The following is a 208-nucleotide window of genomic DNA, read 5'->3' on the forward strand; positions in this document are numbered from 1 at the left end:
ACGAGCTGCGCGACGTCGTCGGGAAGTCCGGGTTCGGCATCGGCTCGGCCGGCCTGCCGGCGTACAACCTGCTCGTCGAGGGCTACAGCGCGGCCCTCGACAACGACGTGGTGCTGTCGATGAAGCAGGCCAACGTGCCGGCGGTGAGCCGGTTCGTGGACACGGCGGCCGTGGACGGCTACTTCGAGCACGAGGGACACCGCACCGT

General features: G+C 69.7%; 1 protein-coding gene. It reads left to right on the top strand.

What is annotated here, in order from left to right:
• On the top strand, positions 1-208 hold a 208-nt coding region (locus QWY28_RS24885), incomplete at both ends, for a DUF2252 family protein (protein ID WP_300955440.1).

The sequence above is a fragment of the Nocardioides oceani genome (assembly GCF_030412965.1).
GTDB lineage: Bacteria > Actinomycetota > Actinomycetes > Propionibacteriales > Nocardioidaceae > Nocardioides > Nocardioides oceani.